This is a genomic window from Falsiroseomonas ponticola (assembly GCF_016805305.1).
GTDB lineage: Bacteria > Pseudomonadota > Alphaproteobacteria > Acetobacterales > Acetobacteraceae > Falsiroseomonas > Falsiroseomonas ponticola.
This window is the reverse complement of sequence record NZ_JAERQN010000017.1, coordinates 16,849-40,799: the sequence shown is the minus strand read 5'-3', so window position 1 is coordinate 40,799 and position 23,951 is coordinate 16,849. Positions and strand designations below refer to the sequence as shown.

General features: G+C 73.7%; 28 protein-coding genes. 12 read left to right on the top strand and 16 right to left on the bottom strand.

From position 1 onward, the window contains the following. Positions 1 to 2 precede the first annotated feature (2 nt). Genes JJI54_RS29720 through JJI54_RS29690 form a run of 7 tightly spaced genes read right to left on the bottom strand, consistent with a single transcriptional unit; the run spans position 3 to position 5,228 of the window. A complete protein-coding gene (locus JJI54_RS29720) occupies positions 3 to 881 on the bottom strand; it encodes a class I SAM-dependent methyltransferase (RefSeq protein WP_203077060.1) in 879 nt (292 codons plus the stop codon). Next, on the bottom strand, positions 878 to 1,918 hold the full coding sequence (locus JJI54_RS29715) for a glycosyltransferase family 4 protein (protein ID WP_203077059.1): 1,041 nt from the start codon (positions 1,916 to 1,918) through the stop codon (positions 878 to 880). The genes JJI54_RS29720 and JJI54_RS29715 overlap by 4 nt, the downstream gene beginning before the upstream one ends. Before the next feature lie 3 nt (positions 1,919 to 1,921). Then, positions 1,922 to 2,335, bottom strand: coding sequence for a 6-pyruvoyl trahydropterin synthase family protein (locus tag JJI54_RS29710; protein ID WP_203077058.1), 414 nt, complete (start codon positions 2,333 to 2,335; stop codon positions 1,922 to 1,924). A 17-nt stretch (positions 2,336 to 2,352) separates the two neighbouring features. Further along, positions 2,353 to 3,330, bottom strand: coding sequence for a zinc-dependent alcohol dehydrogenase (locus JJI54_RS29705; protein WP_203077057.1), 978 nt, complete (start codon positions 3,328 to 3,330; stop codon positions 2,353 to 2,355). Further along, complete coding sequence (locus JJI54_RS29700; RefSeq protein ID WP_203077056.1) at positions 3,327 to 4,115, bottom strand: RibD family protein; 789 nt, start codon at positions 4,113 to 4,115, stop codon at positions 3,327 to 3,329. Before JJI54_RS29700 ends, JJI54_RS29705 begins: the two co-directional genes overlap by 4 nt. Positions 4,116 to 4,164: 49 nt before the next feature. Continuing rightward, a complete protein-coding gene (locus JJI54_RS29695) occupies positions 4,165 to 4,677 on the bottom strand; it encodes a hypothetical protein (protein WP_203077055.1) in 513 nt (170 codons plus the stop codon). Then, positions 4,674 to 5,228, bottom strand: coding sequence for a hypothetical protein (locus JJI54_RS29690; RefSeq protein ID WP_203077054.1), 555 nt, complete (start codon positions 5,226 to 5,228; stop codon positions 4,674 to 4,676). Before JJI54_RS29690 ends, JJI54_RS29695 begins: the two co-directional genes overlap by 4 nt. A 126-nt stretch (positions 5,229 to 5,354) precedes the next feature. Between JJI54_RS29690 and JJI54_RS29685 the strand changes: the two genes are divergently transcribed. Next, on the top strand, positions 5,355 to 6,437 hold the full coding sequence (locus JJI54_RS29685) for a hypothetical protein (RefSeq protein WP_203077053.1): 1,083 nt from the start codon (positions 5,355 to 5,357) through the stop codon (positions 6,435 to 6,437). 4 nt (positions 6,438 to 6,441) lie between these two features. Here JJI54_RS29685 and JJI54_RS29680 read toward each other — a convergent pair whose 3' ends face one another. The 3 genes from JJI54_RS29680 to JJI54_RS29670 are packed head-to-tail and all read right to left on the bottom strand — an operon-like array spanning position 6,442 to position 8,284. Next, positions 6,442 to 6,843, bottom strand: a complete 402-nt coding sequence (locus tag JJI54_RS29680) for a hypothetical protein (RefSeq protein WP_203077052.1) — start codon at positions 6,841 to 6,843, stop codon at positions 6,442 to 6,444. Further along, positions 6,840 to 7,175, bottom strand: coding sequence for a rod-binding protein (locus JJI54_RS29675; protein ID WP_203077051.1), 336 nt, complete (start codon positions 7,173 to 7,175; stop codon positions 6,840 to 6,842). Before JJI54_RS29675 ends, JJI54_RS29680 begins: the two co-directional genes overlap by 4 nt. Beyond that, a complete protein-coding gene (locus JJI54_RS29670; RefSeq protein WP_203077050.1) occupies positions 7,172 to 8,284 on the bottom strand; it encodes a flagellar basal body P-ring protein FlgI in 1,113 nt (370 codons plus the stop codon). The genes JJI54_RS29675 and JJI54_RS29670 overlap by 4 nt, the downstream gene beginning before the upstream one ends. Positions 8,285 to 8,488: 204 nt before the next feature. On the opposite strand from JJI54_RS29670, the gene JJI54_RS29665 reads away from it, so the two are divergent. Both JJI54_RS29665 and dksA read left to right on the top strand, forming a co-directional pair. Continuing rightward, a complete protein-coding gene (locus JJI54_RS29665) occupies positions 8,489 to 8,902 on the top strand; it encodes a flagellar assembly protein FliX (RefSeq protein ID WP_203077049.1) in 414 nt (137 codons plus the stop codon). Between the two features lie 170 nt (positions 8,903 to 9,072). Then, the gene (gene dksA / locus JJI54_RS29660) at positions 9,073 to 9,489 is read left to right on the top strand and encodes an RNA polymerase-binding protein DksA (protein ID WP_164692683.1); all 417 of its coding nucleotides are present in this window, start codon (positions 9,073 to 9,075) and stop codon (positions 9,487 to 9,489) included. 54 nt (positions 9,490 to 9,543) lie between these two features. On the opposite strand, the gene JJI54_RS29655 is transcribed toward dksA, so the two are convergent. The 5 genes from JJI54_RS29655 to JJI54_RS29635 all read right to left on the bottom strand — a co-directional run bounded on the left by JJI54_RS29655 (position 9,544) and on the right by JJI54_RS29635 (position 13,757). Further along, positions 9,544 to 10,269, bottom strand: coding sequence for an SOS response-associated peptidase (locus JJI54_RS29655; RefSeq protein WP_203077048.1), 726 nt, complete (start codon positions 10,267 to 10,269; stop codon positions 9,544 to 9,546). A 179-nt stretch (positions 10,270 to 10,448) separates the two neighbouring features. Continuing rightward, a complete protein-coding gene (gene flgH, locus JJI54_RS29650; protein ID WP_203077047.1) occupies positions 10,449 to 11,174 on the bottom strand; it encodes a flagellar basal body L-ring protein FlgH in 726 nt (241 codons plus the stop codon). Next, entirely contained in the window at positions 11,171 to 12,091 is a 921-nt protein-coding gene (gene flgA, locus JJI54_RS29645; protein WP_203077046.1) for a flagellar basal body P-ring formation chaperone FlgA, read from the bottom strand. The genes flgH and flgA overlap by 4 nt, the downstream gene beginning before the upstream one ends. Positions 12,092 to 12,096: 5 nt before the next feature. After that, positions 12,097 to 12,882, bottom strand: coding sequence for a flagellar basal-body rod protein FlgG (flgG, locus tag JJI54_RS29640; RefSeq protein ID WP_203077045.1), 786 nt, complete (start codon positions 12,880 to 12,882; stop codon positions 12,097 to 12,099). Positions 12,883 to 13,010: 128 nt separating this feature from the next. After that, complete coding sequence (locus tag JJI54_RS29635; protein WP_203077044.1) at positions 13,011 to 13,757, bottom strand: flagellar hook-basal body complex protein; 747 nt, start codon at positions 13,755 to 13,757, stop codon at positions 13,011 to 13,013. A gap of 294 nt (positions 13,758 to 14,051) precedes the next feature. Between JJI54_RS29635 and JJI54_RS29630 the strand changes: the two genes are divergently transcribed. The 9 genes from JJI54_RS29630 (at position 14,052) to speE (ending at position 22,470) form a co-directional block, all read left to right on the top strand. Next, complete coding sequence (locus tag JJI54_RS29630; RefSeq protein ID WP_203077043.1) at positions 14,052 to 14,585, top strand: flagellar basal body-associated FliL family protein; 534 nt, start codon at positions 14,052 to 14,054, stop codon at positions 14,583 to 14,585. After that, on the top strand, positions 14,582 to 15,664 hold the full coding sequence (gene fliM, locus JJI54_RS29625; protein WP_203077042.1) for a flagellar motor switch protein FliM: 1,083 nt from the start codon (positions 14,582 to 14,584) through the stop codon (positions 15,662 to 15,664). Before JJI54_RS29630 ends, fliM begins: the two co-directional genes overlap by 4 nt. Then, positions 15,661 to 16,113 carry a DUF6468 domain-containing protein gene (locus tag JJI54_RS29620; protein WP_203077041.1) on the top strand — a complete coding sequence of 151 codons (453 nt, stop codon included), beginning with the start codon at positions 15,661 to 15,663 and terminating at the stop codon, positions 16,111 to 16,113. Before fliM ends, JJI54_RS29620 begins: the two co-directional genes overlap by 4 nt. Before the next feature lies 1 nt (position 16,114). Beyond that, positions 16,115 to 16,786, top strand: coding sequence for a MotE family protein (locus tag JJI54_RS29615; RefSeq protein WP_203077040.1), 672 nt, complete (start codon positions 16,115 to 16,117; stop codon positions 16,784 to 16,786). A 58-nt stretch (positions 16,787 to 16,844) separates the two neighbouring features. Next, the gene (locus JJI54_RS29610; protein WP_092961395.1) at positions 16,845 to 17,225 is read left to right on the top strand and encodes a chemotaxis response regulator CheY; all 381 of its coding nucleotides are present in this window, start codon (positions 16,845 to 16,847) and stop codon (positions 17,223 to 17,225) included. After that, the gene (locus JJI54_RS29605; RefSeq protein WP_203077039.1) at positions 17,218 to 17,853 is read left to right on the top strand and encodes a protein phosphatase CheZ; all 636 of its coding nucleotides are present in this window, start codon (positions 17,218 to 17,220) and stop codon (positions 17,851 to 17,853) included. Before JJI54_RS29610 ends, JJI54_RS29605 begins: the two co-directional genes overlap by 8 nt. Continuing rightward, the gene (locus tag JJI54_RS29600; protein ID WP_203077038.1) at positions 17,850 to 20,891 is read left to right on the top strand and encodes a hypothetical protein; all 3,042 of its coding nucleotides are present in this window, start codon (positions 17,850 to 17,852) and stop codon (positions 20,889 to 20,891) included. Before JJI54_RS29605 ends, JJI54_RS29600 begins: the two co-directional genes overlap by 4 nt. Positions 20,892 to 21,083: 192 nt before the next feature. Further along, positions 21,084 to 21,530: an adenosylmethionine decarboxylase gene (speD, locus tag JJI54_RS29595; protein WP_203077037.1), complete on the top strand. Its 447-nt coding sequence runs from the start codon at positions 21,084 to 21,086 to the stop codon at positions 21,528 to 21,530. A 73-nt stretch (positions 21,531 to 21,603) separates the two neighbouring features. After that, entirely contained in the window at positions 21,604 to 22,470 is an 867-nt protein-coding gene (gene speE / locus JJI54_RS29590; protein WP_203077036.1) for a polyamine aminopropyltransferase, read from the top strand. A gap of 49 nt (positions 22,471 to 22,519) precedes the next feature. On the opposite strand, the gene JJI54_RS29585 is transcribed toward speE, so the two are convergent. Next, on the bottom strand, positions 22,520 to 23,914 hold the full coding sequence (locus tag JJI54_RS29585; protein WP_203077035.1) for a hypothetical protein: 1,395 nt from the start codon (positions 23,912 to 23,914) through the stop codon (positions 22,520 to 22,522). Positions 23,915 to 23,951: the final 37 nt, after the last annotated feature.

Sequence of the window (23,951 nt, the reverse complement as noted above, 5' to 3'; positions counted from 1 at the left end):
GGTCAACCCTTCTCAGGCGGCAGGCAGAGGATGTCGGTGTGGCCCACGCGGACGGACAGCCGCAGCAGCCCGGCCTGGGCGCGGCGATCCACCATCCAGTCCAGCAGCTTCCGGCGGTCGCGGCGTTCATGCGCCATGGCGGCGCGGGCATGGCCATCGGCGATCTCGGCGGCCATGGCGGCGTCGCGGCGGGTGATCACCCAGTCGCTCGGCGCGCGGTGCACGCTGTAGCCATGGGCGGCGAAGGCTTCCGCGATCACGGCGGGGGCGCGGGCGCCGAGTGCCGTGCCGCCGAAGCCCTTGTCGCGCAGCTGGTCGCGCGCGAAGCCGCGCGCCACCAGCGCATCGGCGGGGTGGGACGGCATGAAGCGCTCCCGCCCCGTCACGTTCAGCGCGGCGTAGAAGGGCAGGCGGTGTTCGGCGCAGCCCGCCGCGACGCGCTGCACCCATGCCGCCGACACCAGGTCGCAGAGCGCGGTGTTCACCACGGCATCCACCTGGCCGAGCGGCAGGTTGTCCGGTGCCTCCCGCAGGTCGGCGACCAGCGCCTCCACGCGCCAGGCGCCTTGCGGGGAATGCACCAGCAGCGTCTTGCGGCCGGGCCAGGTGACGGTCCAGTCGGCTTCCAGCGCGCGGCCGGCAATCGTCTCGAAGGCGCGGCCGACGAGCTCGGGGTCGGCGTCCACCAGCGTCCAGGCCTGGGCGCGGCCGATGAAGTGGCCCATCCAGCGCAGCAGCGAACCGGTGCCGGCGCCGAGGTCGAGGATGCGCGGGCGCGCGGGCAGGGCGGCGGCAAGCTGCTGCGCCAGCGCCACGCTGCGCGCGGCGGAGTCATGGGGCTCCCGCAGATCGAGCCAGTCGCCGTCGAAGGTCTCCGTCATCGGCTGGCCGCCTTCTCGATCTCGGTGACGAAGGCGCTGGCGCGGTCCTCCCAGCGCGGCAGGCGCTGCCCGGCCTCCCACGCCGCTTCCGCCATCTCCGCGCGCAGGTCGGTGTCGAAGATCGCGCGGCGCATGGCCTTGCCGAGGGAGACGACATCGCCGGGCGGGGAGATGACGCCGGCTGTCGTCGGCACCACCTCCGCGATCGCGCCGCCGGCGGTGATGGCCACGGGAATGCCGCGGGCCAGCGCTTCGGCCGCCGCCATGCCGTAGCCCTCCCAATGCGTGGCCAGCGCGAAGAGGTCGGCGCGCGCCCAGAGCGGCGCCATGTCCGCGACCTCGCCCGCGAAGGTCACGCGCCGGGTGATGCCGAGTTCCTCCGCCAGCGCGACCAACCCATCCGCGTGCACCTTGTCGCGCGCGCCGCCCGCGATGGTGAGCGTCCAGTCGAGGTCCGGCAGCGTGCCGAGCGCGCGCAGCAGCACGTCATGCCCCTTGCGCGGGATCAGCGTGCCGATGGCGAGGATGGCGCAGCCCGGCCCGCCGGAGCCCGCGCTGCGCGGCGCGGGATCGGTGCCGGGTTCCACCACGCCGATGCGGGCGGGATCGGCGCCGAATTCCGGCGCCAGGCGCCGCGCCGTCAGGTTGCTGGTCGCGACCAGGCGGCCGAGGCGCGGGAAGATCGCCTGCTCCGCCGCGCGCAGCGCATCGCGCACGGGGCCGGGATTGCCGTGTTCCAGCGCCGTCGGGTGATGGATCAGGCCGGTGGCGCCGCGGCGCTCCAGCGCATCGAGCAGCGGCTCGAAGGCCGGCAGGCCGAGGCCGTCGATGACGATGTGCGCATCCACCGGCACCTGCGCGAGCGCGGCGCGCGCGCTCTCCCGGGCCGCGTCATCGGGCAGCGGGTGCCGGCCCGCCAGTTCCTGCACCGTGACGTCGTGGCCCAGCGCGCGCAGCCCCGCGACCAGTCGGCGGTCATAGCCATAGCCGCCGGAGATGGCGGTGATGGGCCCCGGGACGAGGAAGGCGATCTTCATCGCTCAGACCGGACCCTCGCCAACGGGGCCTTCGAAGGCGGCCCAGGCGATGTGGCTTTCCCGCAGCAGGATCTTGAGGCCCGTGACGGCCTTGCCGCCATCGCCCAGCACGCCGTCGCGGCAGGCCTTGGCGAGCAGCCCATGGATGTGCAGGCAGAGATATTCGGTGGTGGTGTTCTTGCCCGCGAAGACCGGCTCCGCATCCAGGTTGCGGTAGTCCATCGGCGCCAGGATGGCGCGCAGGTGATCCTTCGCCAGGCCGATATCGACCAGCAGGTGCAGGTCATCCAGCTTCGGCGCGCGGAACTCGGCCTCCACGATGAAGGTGGCGCCGTGCAGGCGCTGCGCGGGGCCGAAGGCATCGCCGCGGAAGCTGTGCGCGATCATGATGTGATCGACGACGGTCAGGCTGAACATCGGGCGCGGTCTCTCACTTATATATAGGTGACGAAGGGGCAGAGCGGCTGCGGATCGCCGGGCGGTGGCGACAGCACGCTGCCCAGCGATTGCGGCAGATCCTGGAAGGGGATGGCGGGGCCGGGCAGGGCATCGAGCCGCGCATCGTCCAGCAGCGACAGTGCCAGCGCCAGGCGGTCCGCATAGGCGCGCTTGCCGCGCATGGCGGGCGCCACCTGGCCGACCTGGGTGGAGACGATGGACAGGCGCTTCGCGTGGAAGGCCTCGCCCAGCGGCAGCGCCACCTCCTTGTCCCCGAACCAGGAGGCCTCGACCACGCGGCCCTCGAAGCCGCAGCGCGACAGCGCGAGGCGAAGGCCCGCGGGGCTGGCGGAGGCATGGATGACGAGGTCGCGATCCCCCGGCGCGTCATCGGGCGCGACGAAGGCGGCGCCGAAGCTCTCCGCGATGGCGCGGCGGGATTCGTCGATGTCGCAGACCGCGAGGTCGATGCCCGGGATGCGCGCGAGGAGGAAGGTGGCGAGCAGCCCGACGACTCCGGCGCCGACCACCAGCACGCGTTCGCCGACCAGCGGCCGCGCATCCCACAGCACGTTGACGGCGGTTTCCATGTTGGCCGCCAGCACGGCGCGATGATCCGGCACGGCATCGGGGATGGGGATGCACATGGAAGCCGGCGCGACGAAGGCATCGTGGTGCGGGTGCAGGCAGAAGATGCGGCGGCCCAGCAAGGCCTCCGCCCCCGCGCGCACGCGGCCGACCGCGCTGTAGCCGTAGGAGAGGGGAAAGGGGAAGTCGCCGTATTGCAGCGGCGCGCGCATCACCGGCCACTGGCTTTCGGGCACGCGGCCTTCGAAGACCAGGCGTTCCGTGCCGCGGGAGATGCCGGTCGCGATGGTGTCCACCAGCACCTGGTCCGGCCCCGGCACCGCCAGGTCATGCGCCCGCAGCGCGCCCTGCCGCGGTGCGACGGTCCAGAATGCGGTGGCCTTCATCGCGCGGCGCCTTCGCAACTGCCCGGGCGACGGCGGCCGAGCGGGATGTCCAACAGCAGATCCTCCCCGATCCCGTGCACGGCCCAGCGGAAGCGCAGCCCCTGGTCCATGCGCACGGCCTCCGGCAGCGTGAAGGCCGGGATGCCGGAGCCGAGGATCACGGGTGCCAGCGTGACATGCAGCCGGTCGAGGCAGCCCCCGGCGAGGAAGGCGGAGACGGTGCGGCCACCGCCCTCGACGAAGATGCGATGCAGGCCGCGCGCCGCAAGGGCGCGCAGCAGCGCGGGCAGGTCGATCGCGCCCGCGCCCATGCGCAGCACCTCCGCCTGCCCGTGCGAGGAACCACCGTCGGTGGCGGTGACCAGCAGCGTGGGCGCGGCGCCATCGGTGAAGACGCGATGCGTGGCGGGCAGGCGGCGCGCGGGGTCCAGCACCACGCGCACGGGGTTGGGGCCCGGCGCCTCCCGCGTCGTCAGGCGCGGATCGTCATGGTGGACGGTGCCGGCGCCCACCATCACCACGTCGCACAGCGCGCGCAGGCGATGGGTGTGCAGGATGTCGCCGGGCCCGCCGATCCACTGGCTGTGGCCATTCGCGCAGGCGATGCGCCCATCCAGCGTCTGCGCGAGCCGCCCGATCACGATGCAGCCATCATCGGCGGCGGGCGCGGCGAAGAGGGGCGCGAAGAGATTGCCGAGCGCGCCTGCCGGCACCGCGCCGCCATCGCGGGCGCGCAGCAGCGCGGCCCAGGCGTCTTCCTCCGGTGTCGTCGTGTCATGGCGCATCGCGGCCACGCTATGCCGAAGCGGCGGCCCGACCGCAACGGCGGCTCACTCAGCGAAGGCCGGCGCCGGGGAAGAGCGGCAGCAGCGCCTCCGCCGCCAGGCCCGCCAGGAAGGGCAGCACCAGGCTGGCCGACAGGCGGAGCAGGATGAAGCGCGGGCCGAGGATCGGCAGTTCCCAGGACAGGGTGCGGTGCAGCCCGAGCACCGCCCAGCCGGAGATCAGCGCCACCATCTGCGCGGGGCCCGCGCCCGATTTGAGGAAGCCGAGCACGAGCGGGAAGGCGACGAAGGGCCCGCCCGGCAGCACGCTGCCCGCCAGCGTCGCCAGCGCCACGCCGGCGGCGCCGCTATCGGGGCCGAGCCAGCGTTCCGCCCAGCCATCGGGGATGAGTTCCGACACGAAGGCCGCCATGGGCAGCGCCATCAGCATGACGGGCGCCACCCGCAGCAGCGAGGTGCCGGCTTCGCCCGCCGCGCGGCGCGCGACGCTCGGGCTGCGGCGCAGGCAGAGGAACAGCGCGCCGAGCGCCAGGACCCACATGCCGATGACGCCGATGGTCATGGCTGCGGGCCCGGCGCGGGCTTGAAGGCGGGCGCATCCTCCGGCGTCCAGCGGATGGGCAGCCAGCGCGCGATCAGGCCCGCCAGCACCGGCAGCGGCAGGCCGCAGATCAGCCGCAGCAGCGCGAAATCATGGCCGAGGATCGGCAGTTCCCAGACCAGGATGCGCTGGAACCCGTTCAGCGACCAGGCGAGCACGAAGGCGATCAGCGCGCCGCGATCCGCGCCCGCCTGCGCCAGCACCAGCACGACGGGGAAGGCCGCGACCGGCCCGCCCGGCATCGCCATGCCCGCCGCGGTGGCCACCACCAGGCCGCGCAACCCGGATTCCGCGCCCATCCAGCGCGCCAGCGCGCCGGGCGGCACCAACTGCCGCAGCGCGGCGGAGAGCAGCAGGCCCCCGATGATGGAGGGCGCGACGGTGAGGATCAGCCCCCAGGTCGCCTCCAGCGCGTGGCGGAAGGCGGCCTGCCCGCGCAGCAGCAGCACCGCGATGGCGGCGGAGAGGGTGAGCAGGGAGATGACGATGAAGGTGGCGTGGCGACGCAGCATGGGTGGCGGCGATGCTGCGCCGCGAAAACGACGCTGTCCATGCGGCGCTGCCACCCACCATCTGGCGGCGCCGATCGTTGCGGTCTAGCGTCAAAAACCTCTCTGGGAGGGAACGATACGATAATGATGCCAATATCGAGATTCGTGCTTCTGGCCGCGGCCGCGCCGATGCTGTCGGGCTGCGTCGCCGCGGTGGCCTCCGGCGCCGCATCGATCGCCGCGCAGAGCGGCCTTGCCTCCGGCACCACCACCGCCTCCAGCGGCCCGGGTGCCGAGGCGATCGCGGCGCGGACGGGTGAGGTCGCGCCGCTCGCGGTCGGCTTCTCCTCCACCGTCCCGGCCAACCTGGTCGGCACGCGCAAGGTCTTCGTGCCGTCCTACGGCATCAGCTACATCCACACCCAGAACGCCCGCGCCGTGTCGCAGGGCGGGCTGATGGGCGGATTCGGCGGCGGCAGCACGCGCACCGCCAGCGTGCGCACGGGCCTCACGGGCATCCGGCCCGAGACCTACCAGATGATCGTGGACGAGGCGCATGCCGACCTGCTGGCGCAGCTCCGCGCCGCGGGGATCGAGGTGGCGACGCCGGAGGAAGCCAGCGGGGCCGCGTCCAGCGCGCCGCGGGTGGCGGGCAACGCCACCGATGGCAGCGTCGGCAGCACCATCCTGGGTGGTGCCTCCACCGCCTGGCGCACGCTGGGCGCCGCGCAGGCGCCGCTGATCGCCGGCATGGCGGGGGAAGGGGCGGGCGGCGGCTTCGGCGCCATGGCCATGATCGGCGGCAACCAGGCGATGCAGCGCATCGGCGATGCGTCGCAGGGCCTCGTGCTCGCGCCGCTGCTGCGGCTGGACTACGTGAACGTCTCCTCCTCCGGCCGCAGCCTGCTGGCGGGCACGGCGAATGCGGAGGCGACGGCGGCCTTCTCCGTCGCGCCCGGCACGCAGGTGGCCTATGCGGCGCGGCGGCCGGGGATGGGCGCTTCCGATATCGGCATGGCGCAGGTGACGCAGGCCGCGGCCTCGGCGGAGCCCTTCGCCACCATGCGCGCCAGCGGCGGGACCTCCGGCGCCTGGGTCGGCTTCGGCACGCGGAGCGAGGCGGCGGTGGAGGCGGTGGAGGCGCGCTGGGTGGAACTGGCCCGCGCCGCCTATCGCGGCTTCAACGCCGGCATCGTCCAGCAGCTGCGCGCCGGACGGCCGGCGGCCTGAGCGTTCAGGCGCGGGAGGCGAGGGAGATCGGGCCCGGCCTTCCCTCCCGCGTCCCACCCCGCTCCCCATAGGTGCCGGGGCGTTCGGGGCGGGCGGCGCCGGCGATGGTCTCGATGACGCGGGACTGCAGGTCGATCGCGCGTTCCAGCAGGCGCCGGTTCTCCACGCCGAGGTCGCGCAGCCGCCCGGCCAGTTCCTCCGCCCGCGCGCGGTCGCGCGGCTCGGTCTGCGCGCCGGTGCGGCTGGCGGCATCGAAGGCGGCGGCGAAGGCGTCGGAGGCCTGCTTCTTCGGCCCCGCCAGCGCGGCCGCCGCCGAGAGGTCGAGCTTCGCCAGCGCCTCGTTCTCCGCGCGCAGCGCCTCCGCCAGGCGCTGGGCGGCGATCAGCAGGGGTTGCATCATGGTCATGGGGCTCTCGTCTCCGGGGTGGTGGGCTGGCCCGCGGCGCCGGCCAGCCTGGTGAGTTCGCGCAGCACCGCATCCGCCAGGCCAAGCCCGCCGGCGCGCGCCAGGTCCTTCGCGATGGCGTCCACCATCATCGGCCGCCATTGCGCTTCCGCCGCGCCGCCGCCGAAGGGGCCCTTCGTCTCCAGCCCCTGGAACATGGGCTGCAGCAGGGCGCCCAGCGCCTGCGCCTCGAAGTCCCGCGCGGCGCGGCGCAGCGCTTCGGGGTTGGCGGGGGTGCGGGCCAGGGTGGGGGCGCCGCTGGTGGCGCCGGGCAGGGTGGCCGCGATGGTCATCGCACCTCCAGCTCCGCCTGCAGGGCGCCGGCGGCCTTGATGGTCTGCAGGATGGTGATGAGGTCCCGCGGGCCGACGCCGAGGCCGTTGAGGCCGCGCACCAGCTCCTCCAGCGTCACGCCGCCGCGGAGGATGCCGAGCCGGCGCTCCGACTGGTCATCCACCTCCACATTGGTGCGCGGGACCACCACCGTCTCCCCGTTCGACAGCGCGTTGGGCTGGCTGACCTGGGGGGTTTCCGTGATGCGGATGGTCAGGTTGCCCTGCGCGATGGCGACGGTGGAGACGCGGACATTGGCGCCCATGACGATGGTGCCGCTCGCTTCCTCGATCACCACCCGCGCCATCTGGTCGGGCACCACGCGCAGCTGCTCGATCTCCGCCAGGAAGCCCACGGCATCGCGGCCGGTCATGTTGACGGTGACGGTGCGGGGATCATTGGCCACAGCCACGTTGCCGCCGCCGAAGCGGTTGATGGCGGCGGCGATGCGCCGCGCCGTGGTCAGGTCCGGGTTGCGCAGCGCGAGGCGGAGCTGGTTGGTGGCGGCGAAGCGGAAGGCGATCTCGCGCTCCACCGTCGCGCCATTGGCGATGCGCCCGGCCGTCGGCACGCCGCGGGTGACGGAACCGGCGGCGCCGCGGGCGGAGACGGCGCCGGTGACGATGGCGCCCTGCGCCACCGCATAGACCTCTCCATCCGCGCCCAGCAGCGGCGTGACCAGCAGCGTGCCGCCGGTGAGGTTGGTGGCATCGCCCAGCGTCGAGACGGCGATGTCGATGCGCGACCCGGTGCGGCTGAAGGGCGGCAGGTTCGCCGTGACCATCACCGCCGCGACGTTGCGCGTATCCAGCTGGCGTTCCTGGTCGCGGGTGTTGACGCCGAGGCGTTCCAGCACGCCGATCAGGGATTGCCGGGTGAAGACGGCGCTGCGCAGCCGGTCGCCCGTGCCGTTCAGCCCGACCACCAGGCCGTAGCCCACCAGCTGGTTGTCGCGGACGCCTTCGACATCCGCGATGTCCTTGATGCGGACCTGGGCGCCCGCCACCGACGGCAGCAGGATGAGGAGGATGAGCAGCAGCGTGGCAACCACGCACCGCGCCGTGCTCATCCTCGGGCAATGTTTTGTCGCCACGCTCTCCTCCGTGCCGCCGCCGTCCTGGTGGCGGGACGCGGGGTGCGAAGGGCAAGCGGCGTGCCAGCGCGGGCCCGGGCTTCGGGCGGCAGGCTTTGCCGGGCCCGGGCAGGGGCTGCATCCCGGGCGGCAAAAAGGCCGGCCGGCCGCCTGGTGGCGGCTGGCGAGGAGGACAGGGCGATGGCGGTGGGACCGGTCAGGCCGGGGGCGATGGGGGCGGTGGGGCGCGGGCGCATGCGCCCCGGCGGCGGGGGCTTCGCCCTGGCCGCCGGCGCGGGCGACTCGGCGCCCGAAACCGCGGCCGCGGGGGCCGCCGCGCCGCCGGGCAGCCTGCTCGCCCTGCAGGAATCGGGCAGCGCCGCGCCGGTGGAGGAGCGCGCCGCGCGCGCCCGGCGCCAGGCGGCGGAGGCGCTGGACGATCTGCGCCACCTGCAGATCGCCCTGCTGGACGGCGAAGGAAATCCCGCGGGGTTGGAACGGCTTTCGCGGCTGGCAGCCGAGGACCAGGCTGGGCTGGAGCCCGTCCTGGCCGGCCTGATGGCGGAGGTCGGGCTGCGGGCGCGCATCGAACTGGCGCGGCGCGGCCGCCGCTGAGCGGGTCCCCGACCTGTCGCATACGATTCATCAATCTGAAAAAGGGGCAAACATCAGGAACTTGCGTGCAAATGACGACTTGCCCACCGGCCACCGCCGCCACTATGGTCCGCCCGCTTTCGCCTACCGGGGCGCCGGGCCTGGGGCGGCGGAGGTTGGGGAAGTAAGCCATGCTCGTGACCCTGCCGCCGGACTACCGTCCGTCGAGCGACGAAGAATTCATGAACCCCCTTCAGCTGGAATATTTCCGGCAGAAGCTGTTGAAGTGGCGTGGGGAGCTGCTGAGGGAGGCGGGCGAGACCCTGTCCTCCATGGGCCAGGGCGGCATCATCGAGGCCGACCTGACCGACCGCGCGAGCGTCGAGACCGACCGCGCGCTGGAGCTGCGCACCCGTGACCGCGCCCGCAAGCTGATCTCCAAGATCGACCAGGCGCTGGAGCGCGTGGAGAACGGCACCTACGGCTATTGCGAGGAGACGGGGGAGCCGATCGGCCTGCGCCGGCTGGAAGCCCGCCCCATCGCGACGCTGAGCATCGAGGCGCAGGAGCGCCACGAGCGCATGGAGCGCGTCCACCGCGACGATTGACGGGCCGGCCGGCCCATCCCCCCCTTGCGCGGCGGGCGCGACGGGGGCGGTGGGTCAGCCAGCCAGGTCGGGCGGCGCGTCGTCAAGCTCCGGCGGGGGCTTGGCCGACGGGTCGCGCCGCAGCAGCCGGGGATCGTTCTCGGCCACCTTGCCCACGCGGTTGTCCACCGGCCAGATCGCCAGCTCCTCGGCCGGGCAGGGCACCAGCAGTTCCAGCAGCTCCTCCGGCTCCGCCGGCTCGGCGCCCAGCCAGGCGTCCCAGACCTCCGGCGGCAGGATCACCGGCATGCGGTGATGCACCAGGGCCTGCTTCTCATTCGCCTCCGTCGTGATGACGGTGAAGGTGCGCAGCCAGGTGCCGTCCGGCTGCTTCCAGCCCTCCCACAGCCCGGCCACGGCCATCGGCTCCCCGGTCGCCAGCGCCACCGCATAGGCCTGCTTGGTGTCGTCCTCCGCCTTCCGCCATTCGTAGAAGCCATCCATCGGGACCAGGCAGCGGCGCTTGCGGAAGGCGTCGCGGAAGGACGGCTTCTCCGCGATGCCGTCGGCGCGGGCGTTCATGAGCCTGGCGGCGTCCTTGGTGTCCTTGGCCCAGGACGGCACCAGCCCCCAGCGCAGCCGGTCGAGGTGCCGCGCCCCCTCGGGATGGCGGCGCACCACCAGGCTTTCCTGGGTGACGGCGATGTTCCAGGAGGCGGGGTGGTTCGGCGTCGGGTTCTGCGTCTCGAAGTAGCGCGCGAGCCCCGCCGGGTCCCGCTGCAAGAAGAATCGCCCGCACATAAATCCTACCGCCCTGCATGTAGCCGCCACGCCAACCCTACATGCAGGGCGGAACGGGGGGCAGGCCCCGTGCATTCTTCCGCCCCGCACGTAGCCGCGACGCCAACCCTACATGCGGGGCGGAACGGGGGGCAGGCCCCCCGTAGACCCCCCAACCATTCGTGGTCGGGCTTTCCAGGTCAGAACGGCAGGATGATGTCCAGGATCTGCTGCCCGATGCGCGGCTGCTGCAGGTCGGACAGCGTGCCGCGGCCGCCATAGGCGATGCGCGCCTCCGCCAGCCGGTCATGCTTCACCGTGTTGTCGCTGGCGATGTCCTGCGGGCGGATGATGCCGCTGACCTGCAGGTCCCGCAGCTCCGCATTCACCCGCACCTGCTGCCGCCCGGCCACCACCAGGTTCCCGTTCGGCAGCACCTGCGCGACGGTGGCCGCCACGCGCAGCGTCACCGTCTCCGTCCGCCGGACCGTGCCGGTGCCGGTGCTGGTCTGCGCGCCGTTGGTCTGCACCAGGGCGCTGGGGTCGATGGCGTTGGGCAGCAGGCGGGTCAGCGACGTCTCCAGCCCCAGCAGCCGCGGCAGGCCGAGCGTATCCGTCCCGTCCCGCTCCCGCTCCGTCCGGTTCTGCAGCGATGCCTCATCCGCGATGGAGACCAGCACGGTCACGAGATCGCCGACCGAGGCCGCGCGCTGGTCCCGCAGGAAGGTCCGGCTGCCCTGCCGCCAGAGGCTGTTGGCGCCGGAGGTCGGGTCCTGCGGCGCCGGCATGGGCATGGAGACGGGGCGCCAGCGCGGATCGGCGGTCGGGTTCTCGATCGCCGCCATGGCGGGCGGGCGCCCGACCTCGGACAGCCGCTCGCAGGCCGGCAGCGCCAGCAGGGCGAGCAGGGCGAGGCGGCGCCTCATCGGCCCGGCCCCACGCGGACGCGGCCGGGGCCGATCACCTGGGCTTCCACCACGATGCGGCTGGCCAGGTTCATCACCGGCACCACCGCGCCGCGGGCGGCGCCTTCCATGGCCCGTCCCTGCGCCGTCAGCGCCATGCCGGGAATGTCGTAGAGCATCGTCACCGTCGATCCCCGTTCCACCGCGAGGGGTTGCGTCAGGTCCGCCAGCATCAGCGGCTGTTCGGCGGCCGCGGGGCGGCGCACCGCCTGGCCCAGCGCCTGTTCGGGGCGTTCCGCCACGCCCGGGCGCAGCCGGCCCGCGGGCATGCGCACCAGGCGCACATCGTTCGGGCCCAGCACCTCCCCGATCGCGAGGCGGCGGGTGGCGACCAGCACGGGGACGGTGGGCTGGATGCGGCCATTGATGCGCAGCCGCTGCGTCGCCATGCCATCGGCCGCCACCACCAGCGTGGCGCCGAAGCGCTGGGCGACGGTGTCGATCGTCGCCTGTTCCACCGAAAGCTGGGCGAAGGCCGCCATGGGCACCAGGGGGGCGCTGAAGTTCAGCAGCTCGATCTCCGCCTGCGGGTCCACGCCCTGGCCGCGCAGCGCGTTGCGCAGCAGCACGACCACCTCCTCCCGCTCCACCGCGCGGCCGGGGCGTTCCAGCACCACGCGGTCCGCGCCGCCGGTCGGGCGCCAGGGGATGCCGTTCTGGCGCGCGATCGCCAGCAGCTGCGCGGCCTCCACCACCTGGCGCTGGCCGGGGGCCGGGGCGGGGCCGAGCACGACGCCGGCGCGCGCGCCCGCCCCCTCGAAGAGGTCGGACAGGCGCACGACCGAATCCTCCACCGTGGAGAGCGGGCGGATGACGGCGCCGTCCTGCGCGGCGGCGGGCGCCGTGAACAGCAGGGCGAGGATGAGGAGGAAGCGCATGGCCCTCACCGCAGCCTGGTCAGGGTGGAGAGCATCTCGTCGCTGGCGGAGATGACGCGGCTGTTCATCTCATAGGCGCGCTGGGCGGTGATCAGGTTCGTGATCTCCTGCACCACATTGACGTTGGAGGTCTCGACGAAGCCCTGCAGCACCTGGCCGTAGCCCGGCGATCCTGGGGCCGCGGCCTGGGCAGCGCCGGAGCCGGGGGTGGCCATCAGCAGGTTGTCGCCGATGGCTTCGAGGCCGGTTTCGTTGGCGAAGATCGCCAGCTGGATCTGCCCCACATTCTGCGGCGCCACCTGGCCATCCAGCTTGGCGAAGACCTCGCCGCTGGAATTGATGGTCACGTCCCGCGCGGCGGCGGGGATGGTGATGCCGGGCTGCACCACGAAGCCATCCGCCGTGACGATGACCCCTTCTGGAGAGAGGGCGAAGGTGCCGTCGCGGGTATAGGCGGTCTCGCCCGAGGGCAGCGCCACCTGGAAATAGCCATTGCCGCGGATGGCGAGGTCGAAGCGGTTCTCGGTCTGCGACAGGCTGCCCTGTTCGGAGATGCGGTACACCGCGCCGGTCTTCACGCCGAGGCCGACCTGCGCGCCGGAGGGCAGGACGCTGCCGGTATCGGCGCTCTGGGAGCCGACGCGGCGCAGGTTCTGGTAGATCAGGTCCTGGAATTCGGCGCGGCGGCGCTTGTAGCCCGTGGTGCTCATATTCGCGATGTTGTTGGAGATGACCTCGACGTTGGTCTGCTGGGCCATCATGCCCGTGCCGGCGATGTGCAGGCTGCGCATGGCCTAGATCTCCTTCGCCGTCGCCGGCGTTTCTTGTCGTTGACGGGTCCCGGCGATGTGCAGGCTGCGCATGGGTCAGTGGTCCTTCGCCGGGGGCGTGGGGGCGTCGTTCATCATTGTCGTGCGGGTCATCGGCGCTTCAGGATGCGCTCGACGGCGCTGCCCAGGCGCTCCCCCTCCTTCTCCGCCATCTGCGTGACGAACTGGAACTCGCGCAGCTCCTCCGTCATCCGCGTCAGCTCGACGATCGGGCGCACGTTGCTGCCCTCCACCGCGCCCTGCACCAGGCCGGGGGCGTCCACGCGCCGGGGCTGCATCGTCTCCGGCGCCGAGAGCAGGCGGTCGCCCTCCGCCACCAGGCGCTGGGTGTCGTCGAAGCGGACGATGCGGAACTGGCCGGCATCGCCGTTCTCCGTCCGCAGCGTGCCGTCCGCCAGCACGTCGATGCGGCTGTCGCCGGGGCCGAGGCGCAGCGGGCGGCCATTGGCGCCCTGCACCGCATTGCCGTCCTGGTCCACCACCTGGCCCTGGCCATCCAGCACGAAGCGGCCGGCGCGGGTGAAGCGCTCCCCCCGCGGGGTGTCGATGACGAAGTAGCCCTCCGGGGCCGAGATCGCGATGTCGAGCGGATTGCCCGTGGTGGCCAGGGGGCCGGCACGGTCGTCGCGCCAGGTGGCGCGGTCCTGGGTGAAGGAGACCTCCCGCCCACCGGGCGGCAGGGCCGCGCCGCGCTGCTGTTCCAGCACGGTGGAGAAGACGGGGCGCGCGCCGCGGAAGGCCGGGGTATCGGCATTGGCGATGTTGTTGGCCGTCACCGCATTGGCGCGGGCCTGCGCCACCAGGCGGGACAGGACGATGTAGCCGGGACTGTCCAAGGCACGAGCTCCGCGCAGAAGGGTGTGGCCCCTGGCGCAAGCCGCGTGCCAGCCCGGGGCCAGCCCGGGGCCGCCCGGCGCCCGGCAAGGCTTGCCGGGGGCGGGGAAAAACGCGCTGCCGCCCGGCAGCCCTGTCCGCCACCGGCACGATCGCAATCCTTCCTTAAGCCGGACCGGCGATGGTGCGCCTCCGTCCCCCCTCCGGGTGGCGGCGGCGCGCAAGGCGCGCCGGGCGACTGGCGCGCGATCCGCGCCGGGCATGTGGCGCGCAGGCAGAAGGACGCGGGCGACAGGATGGCGGCGGCGGCACCAGCCAAGGCGGAGGCGGCGGAAGGCGAGGCGCCGGCCGCGAAGAAGGGCGGCAAGAAGAAGCTGCTGTTGATCCTGCTGCCCGTCCTGCTCCTGATCGGTGCGGGCGCCGGGCTGTGGTTCACCGGCATCCTGCCGAAGCTGCTCGGCATGGGCCCGCCCCCGGCGGAGACGGCGGAGGCCGCGGCCGAGCCCGCGCCGCCGCCGCGCAGCCCGCCCGCCTTCGTGGACCTGCCGGAGATCGTGGCCAACCTGAACGTGCCGGGCCGCCGCGCCAGCTTCGTGCGGCTGCGCGCCAAGATCGAGATCAGCCGGGCGGAGGATGCCGCCGCCGTGCAGGCCGCCATGCCGCGGCTGCAGGACCTGTTCCAGACCTATCTGCGGGAAGTGCGGCCGGAGGAGCTGCGCGGCAGCGCCGGCACGCACCGGCTGCGGGAGGAGCTGATCGCCCGCGCCAACCTGGCCGCCGCGCCCGCCCGCGTCACCGACGTGCTGTTCGTGGAGATGCTGGTCCAATGAGCGGGACGGAGGACGAGGACCTCGCCGCCGCCTGGGGCGCGGCGCTGGAGGAGGAGGGGGCGCAGCCGGAGGAGGCCGCCGCCGCCGCGCCGCTGCCCGCCGATGCCGCGCGGGTGCTGAACCAGGCCGAGATCGACAGCCTGCTGGGCTTCGAATCCGGCCCCTCCCGCGACCAGGCGGCGACGGGGATCGAGCGGATCATCTCCGCCGGCCTCGTGCAGTACGAACGCCTGCCGATGCTGGAGATCGTCTTCGATCGCCTGGTCCGGCTGATGTCCACGACGCTGCGCAACTTCACCTCCGACAACGTGGACATCTCCATCGATGCCATGACGTCGCTGCGCTTCGGGGACTACCTGAACTCCATCCCGCTGCCGGCCATGCTGGCGGTGTTCAAGGCGGAGCAGTGGGACAATTACGGGCTGATCGTCGTGGACAGCAGCCTGATCTATTCGATCGTGGACGTGCTGCTGGGCGGCCGCCGCGGCACCGCCGCCATGCGCATCGAGGGCCGTCCCTACACGACCATCGAGCGCACGCTGGTGGAGCGCCTGATCGGCGTGGTGCTGGGCGACCTGCGCGCGGCGTTCGAGCCGCTCTGCCCCGTCGATTTCCGCTTCGAGCGGCTGGAGGTGAACCCGCGCTTCGCCGCCATCTCCCGCCTCTCCAACGCCGCCGTGCTGGGGCGCATGCGGGTGGACATGGAGGATCGCGGCGGGCGGATCGAGGTGCTGCTGCCCTACGCGACGCTGGAGCCCGTGCGCGAATTGCTGCTGCAGCAGTTCATGGGCGAACGCTTCGGCCGGGACAGCATCTGGGAAACCCACCTGGCGGAGGAGCTGCGGCAGACCGACGTCTCGCTGGACGTGGTGCTGGATGAGCAGACCATGCCGCTGTCCCAGATCCTGCGGCTGAATGTGGGGGACAGCTTCACCCTCTCCTCCCCCCCGGGCGCGCCGGTGCGGCTGCGCTGCGGGGAGATCCCGCTGTTCGAGGCGCAGCTGGGGCGGCGGGAGAACCGCCTCGCCGTTCGGATCGAGCGCGAACGCCGCCGCCCGGTGGTGGGGGAGGGCGCATGACCGCCCTGGAATGGCTCGCCCAGGGGGCGCTGCTGCTGCTGCTGGCGGTGGCGGTGCCCTTCGCCTGGCGGCTGGAACGCCAGATCGCCGCGCTGCGCCGGGAAGGCGCGGCCGTGACCAGCGGCGCCGCGGGGATGGCGGAGGCGACGGAGGCCGCGGAAGCGGCGCTCGCCCGGCTGCGCGCCACCGCCGAACAGGCGGGGCGGTCGGTGGCGGAGAAGGTGGCGGTGGCGGAGCCGCTGCGCGACGACCTGCGCTACCTGGCGGAGCGGGCGGAATCCCTGGCGGACCGGCTGGATGGCCTGGTGCGCGCCGCGCGGCCCATCGCCAGCGGCATGCCGGAACGCGCGCCGGAACCCGCCGCGCCGCGGGGCGTGGCGCCGGCCGCCGCGATGCCGCGCAGCGAGGCGGAGCGCGACCTGCTGCGCGCGCTGCGGGAGGCACGGTGAGATGATCCGCCGCCTGTCCCTGCCGCGCCTGCGCCTGATGCCCGTGGCCGCCGTGCTGGCGGGCGTGCTGGTGGTGGCGAAGGTCGATCGGCTGCTGCGGCTGGAGCCGGGCGCGCCGGCGACGATCGGCACCGCGCGCGCTTCCACCCCCGCGCCGGCGGAACCCACGCGCGCGCCCACGCCGCCCACCCCCGCCCCGGCCACGCCCCCCGCCGCGCCGGCCAGCGCGCCGGCCGCCCCGCCGGGCCCGACGCCCGAGCAGCTGGCCGAGCGCGCCGTGCTGGAGGCGCTGCGGGCGCGGCGCGCGGAGATCGAGGCGCGGGAACAGCAGGCCGCGGCGCGGGAGACGGTGGTGGCCGCCGCCGAGCGCCGCCTGGCGCAGCGGGTGCAGGAATTGTCCGCGCTGCAGCAGCGGCTCGAGGCCCTGGAACGCGACCGCGCGGAGCGCGAGGAAGCGGGGCTGCGCGGCCTGGTGAAGCTCTACGAAGGCATGCGCCCGCGGGACGCGGCGACGATCTTCGATGAGCTGGAGATGCCCGTGCTGGTCCGCATCGTGGACCGGATGCGGGAAGCGAAGGCATCCCCGGTCATGGGCGCGATGCGCCCGGAACGGGCGAGGCTGCTGACGGCGGAGCTGGCGCGCCTGCGCGCCGAGCGTCCGGCCGTGCGGTGACTGGCGCCAGGATGGCGGATCGACGGGACTTTCGACGGGAAACAGGGGCGCGAGGCCGATGGACAAGAACACACCGGTGCTGATCGTGGACGACTACAAGACCATGCTGCGCATCATCCGGAACCTGCTGAAGCAGCTCGACTTCGAGAATGTCGAGGAGGCGACGGACGGGTCCGAGGCGCTGGCCAAGATGCGCGCCGGCAATTTCGGCCTGGTCATCAGCGACTGGAACATGGCGCCGATGACGGGCCTCGACCTGCTGAAGGAGGTTCGGGCCGATGCGCGGCTGAAGAACACGCCCTTCATCATGATCACCGCGGAGAGCAAGACGGAGAACGTGGTCGCCGCCAAGCAGGCCGGCGTGTCCAACTACATCGTCAAGCCCTTCAACGCGGAGACGCTGCGCGAGAAGATCGAGAAGGTCATGGTCCATGCCTGACGGAATCGCGCCGGCGAATGCCGGCGCCACGCCCGAGGAGGCGCGGATCGATGCCGCCGTGCGTGCCGTGCTCGGCAGCATGGCCGGCGACCTGACGGCGACCGAGGCGGCGCTGCTGGCGGAGCTCGAAGGGCTCGGCCGCACCGTCGCGCGCGCGAAGGAGGAGATCGCCTCGCTCCGCGTGGACGACATCAACATCAGCCACATCCCGTCCGCGACGGATGAGCTGGATGCGATCGTCGGCCACACCGCGCAGGCCACCAACGAGATCCTCGATTGCTGCGAGGTGCTCGAAGGCGTGGCCGGCCGGGTCGGGGGCGGGGAGGCGGAGGCGCTGTCCGGCGCCATCACCCGCATCTACGAAGCCTGCAGCTTCCAGGACATCACCGGCCAGCGCATCGGCAAGGTGGTGACGGCGCTGAAGGCGATCGAGGCGCGGGTGGCGCAGGTGACGGAGCGCTTCGGCGCGGTCGCCGCCGGCCACGCCCTGCCGGCCGCGCCGCCGCCCGCGCCGAAGCCGGCCGACGATGCGGAGACCGAGGGACGGCGGCTGGCCAATGGCCCGCAGCTTCCCGGTGCCGGTGTCAGCCAGGCCGACATCGACAAGCTGCTGGCGGATTTCGATTGATCCGCCAGGCCGCAGCCCTGCTGGCCCTGGTCCTGCCCGCCTTTCCCGTGGCGGCGCAGGACAGGGTGCCGATCCGCGTCGGGGACCACCCCACGCATGGCAGGGTGGTCTTCGACTGGCCGCGGGAGGTCGGCTACCGGGTGGAGGAGGCGGAGGGGAAGCTCACGCTCCGCTTCGCCGCCGCCGCCGATTTCGATGCCGCCGCCACCCGCCGGCCCGTGCGCAACCTGCGCGGCCTGGCGGTGCAGGGGGAGGTGGCGGAATTCACCCTCGCCCCCGGCGCGCGGGCCCGGCATTTCCGCCTGGGCAACCGGATCATCGTCGATGTGATGAACCCGGGCGAGGCGGCGCCGCCCCCCGCGACCACGCCGGCGCGCGCGGAACCGCCGGGCGCCGATGCCGCGCCGCGCGCCGCGGCCGAAGCGCGGGCGACGCCGGATGCCGCGCCACGCGCCGCGGAGGCCGCACCGCGTACCGCGGAGGCCGCGCCCCGGCAGGCGCCCCCGCCCCGCGAGGCAGCCACCCCGTCCCGCCAGGCGGCCACCCCGCCGCCGCCGCCGCCGGCCCCGCCCGTGCCGGCCCGCCCGGCGCCCCAGCCCCCGGCCCGCGTGGCGGAAGCGCCGCCCCCGCGCGCGCCCGAAGCCGCGCGCCCCGCCCCGCGCCCGCCGGCCGGCACGCCGCCCAGCCTGCCCATCGCCACCGCCCCCGTCGTGCCCGTCGCGCAGCAGGCGCTGCCGGCCCCCGGCGCCGCGCCCGCGGCCACGCCCGCCGCGCCCCGCGGCACGCCGGTGCGGCTGCTGGCCGGGCCCGCCATCGCCGTGCCCAGCCCCGCCGGCACCGGCGCGGCGCTGTTCCGCCGCGGCCAGTCCTGGGTGATGGTGCTCGACGCGCCGCTGGCGCTGGACCTTGCCCCGCTGGCGGCCCAGCCGGCGCTGGCGGGCGGCGAGGTCTCCGCCAGCCCGCAGGCCACCACGCTGCGCCTGCCGCTGGCCGCCTTCGCCGCGCCGCGCCTGCGCCGGGAAGGCCAGGCCTGGGTGATCGATTCGCCGGCGGAGCCGATGGCCCAGCGCTCCATCCTGCCGGAACTGGAACCCGGCCCGCCGCCCCGCATCCTGCTGCGCGCCGCGCAGGCGGGGGCGAGCGTCACCGTCATCGATCCCGAGACCGGCAGCCTGCTGCTGGTCGGCACCGTGAAGGATGGGGTGGAGGCCGTGCCGCTCGGCCGCCGCGGCGCCGCCTTCGACCTGCTGCCGACGCGGCTCGGCGCCGCGCTGCTGCCGCGTTCCGACGCCGTGACGCTGGTGGCGCGGGAGGGGCAGTTCATCGCCGCCGGCGCGCCCGGGGCGCCGCTGGCGCTCGGGATGGAGCCGCCGGCCGCGACCAGCGCCGCCGCCGCCATGTCCCGCCTGTTCGACCTGCCCGCGGACTCGCCCGCCGCCCTGCAGGAACGGGTGCGCAACGCCGCCAGCGCGGTGGCCGCCGCGCCGCCGCTGGCGCGCGGCCCGGCACGGCTGCGCCATGCGGAGGCGCTGCTGGCGCTCGGCCTGCCGCAGGAAGCGCAATCCATGGCGACGCTGGCCATGCGGGACGACCCGCGCCTGGCGGAGACGCTGCGCGCCCGCGCCCTGCACGGCGCCGCGGCGCTGATGTCCGGCCGGGTGGCGGAGGCCACGGGCCTCGACCATCCCGGGCCCGACAGCGACGAGCTGGCGATGTGGCGCGGGCTGCTGGCCATGGCGCGCGGCCAGGCCGGTGGCGGCGCCGTCGCGGCCGCGCTGCCGCTGATGCTGTCCTACCCGGAGCCGCTGCTCGCCCGCCTGCTGCCGGCGGCGGCGGAGGCGCTGGCGGAGCAGGGGGAGATCGCCGCCGCCCGGCGCCTGGTGGCGGCGCGGGAGGGCGATGACCCGGCGCTCGCCCTGCCGCGCGCCCGCATCGCGGAGGCGGCGGGGGAGGTGGATGCCGCACTGGCCGGCTATGACGCGCTGATCGCGGGGCGGGACCGGCGCGCGCGCGCCGTCGCCATGCGGCGCGCGGCGGAGCTGCGCCTGGCCACGGGACGCATCGATGCCGCGGGCGCCGCGGCGGGGCTGGAATCCGCGCTGGCGGCCTGGCGGGGCGACGGGCTGGAAAGCGACACGAGGCTGCGCCTGGCGGAGCTGAAGGAAGCGGCCGGCGATCCGCGCGGCGCCTTCGACCTGCTGCGGGAGACGGAGGGGATCTTCCCCGAACTGGCCGCCACCATCCGGCCGCGCCAGTCCCAGGCGCTGATCGGCGCCATCGCGCGGGAGCCGCCGGTGCAGGCGGTGGCGCTGTTCGATTCGCACCTGGACCTGCTGCCGCCCGGCGATGGCACGGAACAGGCGCTGGCCTCGCTGGCGGACCGGCTGGCGGCGCTCGACCTCGTCGACCGGGCGACGCATGTGCTGAAGCGCGCCGCCGCCCGCGCGGCGGGGGCGGAGGCGCGCGCGCGCATCGGCGTGCGGCTGGCGAACCTGGCGCTCGGCGCCGGCGATGCGGCGGGGGCGCTCTCCTCGCTGGAGGAGACGGCCTCGCCCGGCCTGCCGAGCGCGCTCGCGCAGGAACGCCGGCTGCTGGAAGCCCGCGCGCTGACGCGGGCGGGCCGCGTGGCGGATGCCGTGGCGCGGTACCGGGAGGCCGGGCCCCAGGCGGTGCCGGAACTGGCGGCGCTGCTGGCGGAACAGCAGGATTGGCCCGGCGCCGCCGCCGCCATGCTGTCGCACCTGGCCGCCGTGCTGCCGCCGCCCGGCGCCCCGCTGGCGCCGGAGCACCGGCCGCTGGTGGCGCGCACGGCGGCTCTGCTGGCGCTGGCCGGCGACGAATCGGGGCTGGCCGCGCTGCGCGATGCGGAGCAGCCGCGCATGGCCGGCGGCCCGCTGGAGGAGGCGTTCAGCGTCATTACCGCGGCGCGCATCGGCGGCCTCGATGACCTGCCGCGGCTGCGGCAGGAACTGGATGTTGCGCGCCTGCTGCCCGGCCGGCTGGACGCGTTGCGGGAAACCGGCAGCGTGACCCGATAATCTTCTTGTTGCCCCCGGGGTGTCACAATCGGAGTGCCGCGCCACCCCCCGGGGGGGACCCGCATTTTTTTCGGACCACCGGGGTCCGATTTCGCTTGCGCCCCCCCCCGCTATGCCCCATATGCGCGCGCCGTTGACCCGATCGATGTTCGATCACCCTGGTCATCTGCTGGCTGGAAGGAGCCCTATACTATGGAAGCTCTCGTCCAACTGGGGATGGTCTCGGAACTCCCGAGCGACGCCCAGACCGATGAGAACCGGGAGACGAAGGACTACTTCGTCCACCGCAATGGCGTCCGCTACGCGGGAACCCACCTGATCATCGATCTGTGGGGCGCCACCAACCTCGACGACCCGGACCACATCGATGCGGTCCTGCGGGAAGGCGCGCTCGCCACGGGCGCGACCATCCTGCACGGGCACTTCCACCACTTCTCGCCGAATGGCGGCGTGAGCGGTGTGCTGGTGCTGGCGGAGAGCCATGTGTCGATCCACACCTGGCCGGAACGCGACTATGCCGCGCTCGACATCTTCGTCTGCGGCGAATGCGATCCGTACAAGGCGCTGCCGGCCCTGAAGAAGGGCTTCCAGGCGGAGCGCGTGCAGCTGGCGGAACACAAGCGCGGCCTGATCGGCTGACGCGCCGCCACGTCCGTCATCGACGGGGGCGGGCCGCAGGGCCCGCCCCCTTTTTCCTGTCCGGGACCAGACCATGCCGACCGACACCTGGGTGAATGAGACGCTCTACGCCGAATGGGGCCAGCGCTTCCTGGTGAAGCGCGAACTCGCCCGCGTGAAGTCCGATTTCCAGGACATCATGGTGTTCGAGAGCTTCACGCATGGCCGCGTCATGCTCCTCGACGGCGTCGTCCAGATCACGGAGATGGACGAGTTCGTCTACCAGGAGATGATCGCCCATGTGCCGCTGCTGGCGCATGGCGCGGCGAAGCGCGTGCTGATCATCGGCGCGGGCGATGGCGGCGTGCTGAAGCGCGTCCTGCAGCACCGCACGGTGGAGAAGGCCGTGATGGTGGAGATCGATGGCGAGGTGATCCGCCTGGCCAAGGAATTCATGCCCGGCATCGCCGGCGATGCCTGGACCGACCCGCGCGCCCAGGTGATCGTCGGCGACGGCATCGACTATGTCCGCCAGGCGGAAGCCGGCAGCTTCGATGTCGTGATCGTGGACAGCACGGACCCGATCGGGGTCGGCGAGGTGCTGTTCACCGACGAGTTCTACGCCAATGCCGCGCGGCTGCTGTCCGACCGCGGGCTGATCGTGAACCAGTGCGGCGTGCCGGCCATGCAGGCGGATGAGCTGCGGGAGACGGCGCTGCGCCGCGCCAAGTCCTTCCCCGACAACTGGGCCTATGTCGCGGCGGTGCCGACCTATGTCGGCGGCTTCATGACGCTGGGCTGGGCGGCCAAGGACGCGTCGCTGCGCCAGGTGCCGGTGGAGGAGATCCGCCGCCGCGCCGATGTCGCGGGCGTGCTGGACACGACGCGCTACTGGACGCCGGAGATCCATGTCGGCGCCTTCAACCTGCCGCCCTATATCAGCATGCACCTGCCGCGCTGACGCGGCGGTTCAGGGCGCCGCCGGCATTGGCGGCGGCCGTCGCTGACCCTCAGGGCGCCGCCGGAATGGGTGGCGCCCGTCGCTGACCCGGCACCATGTCCCGCAGCGCGCGATCGTCGAAGCGGTCGCCGAAGACGTCGAACAGCACGGATCCGATGGCGTTGCGCGCCGTCTCGAACCCGCGCAGCGCGGAAGGGTGGGCGGCATCGTCCGCGTCCAGCGCCGCCCGCTCCGCCTCCCGCATCGCGCGGACCTCGTCGTTCAGCCGCTTTGCCGCATCCCGCGGCAGCGCCTTGCCCGCGACATAGACGGCCTGGCTGATGCCCATGAGGTAGTTGATCTCGTCGGGGATCTCGAAGCTCGCGAGGTTGCCGGTTCCCTTGATGATGAGGGCGGCGGCGGCGAAGATGGTGAAGGCCAGCGCCTGCACGCGCGTCACGTCGATCTCGCCGTCGCCGGCGATCAGGTCGGTCCATTCCGGCAGGCGCGGGGTCGGGTCCAGGATGCCGGTGCCCAGCAGCCAGACGCGGTTCGGCGTTTCCAGCACCGGCCCATCCGCGACGCGGCCGAGCACGGAGCCCGTCAGCGTGATGCCGAGCAGGCCGAGCACGCTGTTCGACAGGTTCGACAGCGTGCCGATGCGCATCAGCACATAGGCGTAGATGCCGGTCAGCACGAGGGTGAAGAGCAGCACCTGGAAGCGCGCCAGGCTGCAATGGCCGAAGGCGTCCTGCATGATGGTCGTGGGCCTCAGCGCGAAGGCCAGCGGCGACAGGTGCCGCCCCTCGGCCTGCGCGCGGTCCCGCGCGAAGGCGTATTGCCGCCGCTGCGTGCGCAGCGTGGCCAGCGCCAGCAGCAGGTAGAGCCCGAGCGCCGCGGCGATGCCCGTGGCGGCGGAGAGCTTGAGGCTGGAGACGTAGAGCGGCTGGCGGGCGAAGGCGCGGACCTCCCGGCTGTTCTCCCGGCCGGAGGCGCCGTCATGGCCCTTGTCCACGCAGGCCAGCACATAGACATCCCAGCGCGACGGCAGCCACCCGCCATCCAGCGTCGGGAATTCCGCCACCAGCGGCGTGCGGTCATCGCCCGCGGCAGGGGGCCGCACCGTGCCGCGCAGCAGGGCCTCCGCCAGGATGGGCCGGCCGGCGGGGTGCAGCACCGCCTCGAACCAGGTGGCGCGCCATTCGGCGGCGCTGGCGATGCCCTCGGGGCGGAAGGCCGTGACCTCGATCGTCGGCACCGCCATCGCGGTCTGCCGCGCGCTGTCCAGCTTCAGCGTCGGCGCGGCATCCGTCAGGTGCCGCGCGACGGAGGATCGCACCATGAAGCGCGATCCCGTCTGCTCCGTCACGCCCGGGGCGCGCGCCGGGCTGCATTCGATCAGGGTCTCCTCCGCCATCGCGCCATGGCCGAGCAGCAGCAGCACCGCGATGAGCACAAGCCGCATGGCCGTCCTCCCCTTGCGGGGACGTTACGAAGCGGGC